Source organism: Gilliamella sp. wkB108 (assembly GCF_001690195.1).
GTDB classification, from domain to species: Bacteria; Pseudomonadota; Gammaproteobacteria; order Enterobacterales; family Orbaceae; genus Gilliamella; species Gilliamella apicola_L.
In genome coordinates, this window is record NZ_LZGM01000127.1 from 1 (window position 1) to 2,575 (window position 2,575).

5 protein-coding genes and 1 pseudogene are annotated in these 2,575 nt (G+C 36.5%); 3 read left to right on the forward strand and 3 right to left on the reverse strand.

All coding sequences use genetic code 11. The features are described from left to right. Positions 1–203 (reverse strand): SymE family type I addiction module toxin (locus A9G11_RS13830; protein ID WP_141674435.1); only part of this gene is annotated, 203 nt, incomplete at its 3' end. Between the two features lie 86 nt (positions 204–289). Next, a pseudogene (locus A9G11_RS13835) lies at positions 290–592 on the reverse strand (helix-turn-helix domain-containing protein); the annotation flags it as partial. 212 nt (positions 593–804) lie between these two features. On the opposite strand from A9G11_RS13835, the gene A9G11_RS13840 reads away from it, so the two are divergent. Both A9G11_RS13840 and A9G11_RS13845 read left to right on the forward strand, forming a co-directional pair. Beyond that, complete coding sequence (locus A9G11_RS13840) at positions 805–1,257, forward strand: CdiA family toxin C-terminal domain-containing protein (protein WP_065620160.1); 453 nt, start codon at positions 805–807, stop codon at positions 1,255–1,257. Further along, positions 1,254–1,634, forward strand: a complete 381-nt coding sequence (locus tag A9G11_RS13845) for a hypothetical protein (protein ID WP_065620161.1) — start codon at positions 1,254–1,256, stop codon at positions 1,632–1,634. Before A9G11_RS13840 ends, A9G11_RS13845 begins: the two co-directional genes overlap by 4 nt. Positions 1,635–1,679: 45 nt before the next feature. On the opposite strand, the gene A9G11_RS14715 is transcribed toward A9G11_RS13845, so the two are convergent. Continuing rightward, on the reverse strand, positions 1,680–1,922 hold the full coding sequence (locus A9G11_RS14715; RefSeq protein ID WP_335340031.1) for a SymE family type I addiction module toxin: 243 nt from the start codon (positions 1,920–1,922) through the stop codon (positions 1,680–1,682). Between the two features lie 428 nt (positions 1,923–2,350). Between A9G11_RS14715 and A9G11_RS13855 the strand changes: the two genes are divergently transcribed. Beyond that, on the forward strand, positions 2,351–2,575 hold a 225-nt coding region (locus A9G11_RS13855; RefSeq protein ID WP_141674437.1), incomplete at its 3' end, for a hypothetical protein.

The following is a 2,575-nucleotide window of genomic DNA, read 5'->3' on the forward strand; positions in this document are numbered from 1 at the left end:
GTGGTAAATCCTACCGCTTCTAACCAGTTGCCTTTAAGATGCAGTGCAGGGTGTTTGCTGTAATGAGTGCAAGCCTGTGTAGTTTTAGGTTCGTGGCGGACGCTGATGTAACCAACAGTGTAATGACGTTTCGACGTCTCTCGCAGGGTTTTACTGGTGGTTTTGGTTTTGGCTGTTTTTGCCGTAGAATGGACGTTAGTCATGATAACTACTCCTTAGTTGCTAGTTGTTGTGATTAGCAGATTGGTTGTGGTCGCACACAGCCAGTCTGCGTTTAAACAATTAATCGCTATTTATCAACAGGCAGCAATGCCGATTCAACTCGATTTTTAACAATAACCGCATCAATTAATTTAATGACAGTCTCTTGCTCTTCTTGAGGACAGTTGGTTAATGCCTTAAATCTTTCAAATAACCGCGTATTACTCATTGTTGAATGTTCGTCATACGTTCCTATTAATAAATAATCAATGGATGTAGTAAAGAGTTCAGCAAGCAATATCAGTTTATCCGCAGGGGGAATATGCATACCTGACTCATACTTGTTGTACTGTGAAAGCTGTAATCCCAGTTTAGCAGCTACTTCTTGCCGGAAAGGGAACTAAGGTAGTTACAATAGCAAAAGGTCAGGATGCAGGTAAAACTAAACCAGGATCAAATTGGAAATATGAAGAAGGAGAGTATAATCAAAAACCTACTGATACGATTAATGTTGAAGCACCAAAGGAAATAAGTTATGGTAATGATTCTAATGCCGGAAAGGGGACGGGACAACAATTAGTATCTGATAATTTTGTTTCAGATGTGACCTCACACAATAAACAAATTGGACAATTAAATGCAAGTAGAACAGGTATTTCAGGCGCACATAATCAAGATGCATTTTTAGAATCAATTGAAATGACAGGCGCTCAAATTGTTGGTCCTAAATATACAGATGCTCGTTTTCCTGGTTTAATTGAATATGAATATCAACTTCCAAAGAAAGTTGTCAATGGACCAAATGCAGGTGCATTTGATGGATTTAAAAAAGTTGAAAAGAAAACGACTTATGACCCTAGTATTTTATCTGATACTAAAGTTGCGGATATGTCAAATAGAGCTGCAAAACAAGCGGAAAATTATTTTAGAAATAATCCAAAGGAAAGAGAATATTCTATAAAAGTTGATGGATATTGGTTCACGGTTACAAAAGATCGAAATACAGGTAAAATAAGTAATGCATTTATAACTATTCCTAATAGGAACATAAAATGAATCATAATTTAAAATGGTTAAATAAAATAGAAAAAGAAATAGAAGAACAAAGTGGTGATGATTTATTTTACTTGATCGAAACAATGTATAAAGAACATAAAATGAATTTTCTACAATTTATTTATGATGCATCACGAGGAGTTGGTTGTATTGTTCATGAAGGATTAGAGTATGTTTTAGATCAGGATCTAGATGATTCAAAAGAATTTGATGAGGTATCTTTTTTGGTTGGAGATTATGAAAGCTCTACAATATCTCCTCAAAAATTTGTTGAGCTTATGCAGATAATATCTAATAGTTATATAGAAGCACATCCTAATGAAAAAGATTCAATAGAATTTTATATGAATAAATTAAGAGAACGTTATTCAAAATAAGAGATAAATCGCCACATAGTAGTAGGGAAAATCAACCATTTATTTTTAAACTTGCAAATCAAGTTCCACAATCAACTTGCCCTGTTCAATCTTAATGATAACAGGGCAGCCTACATAAAAGCCGAATTGCTCCAGCCACTTGCCTTTAATGGTCAGTTGTGGTCTGGGGTTGGGTTTTTTACCTTGTGGCATGTAACCGACGGTATAAAATCGCTCAGTGGGTTGTGGTGCCGGTGCTTTGTCTGTGGTTGATTTTAGCGTAGAATGAGTTTTAGCTAGCAGTTTAATCTGCTTCTTGCCTTAAAAAGGCATCCAAAAATATCTTAATCATGGTTTTTCTTCTTCCGGTAACGTCTTAATATCCTGAAATAACTTTAAAAATTCCCGGTTTTCAAATTTTATTTTAATCGTTTTGATAAGATTAAACGGTATAGACTCCTGAATTATTTTTACATCATTAATGCACACAAATCACCCATTCAGCGATATCGGAAGGCGAATTAATCGTTCGTGATAAAGAGGGGCAAAAACAAGATATCAATGAACTAAGTCATGATACCGATAATGCACATCAAAAACTCAAGCCAATTTTTGACAAAGAGAAAGAGCAACGAAAACAAGATATCGTAACGGGGCTGAAAGATTTAGCAGCACAAGTAAAACAACTGGAGAAAGACCTTAACAAGGATGCGGGTAAGGACTCAACTAAAGGCAAGATGGGTAATGACTTTAGTAAAGGAGTAGATTCAGCGGTAGCGATAGTGACCGGAATTATCACAGGCGATATAACCGGCGGATTAGCAGGAGCAAGCGCGCCATGGATAGCAACAGAGATAAAAAAACAAGCAGGTGATAATGAGACAGCGAGATTAGTGGCACATACAATACTAGGAGCGGTGGTAGCGGAGCTACAAGGTCACTCAGGAGTAGTAGGTGGAGCG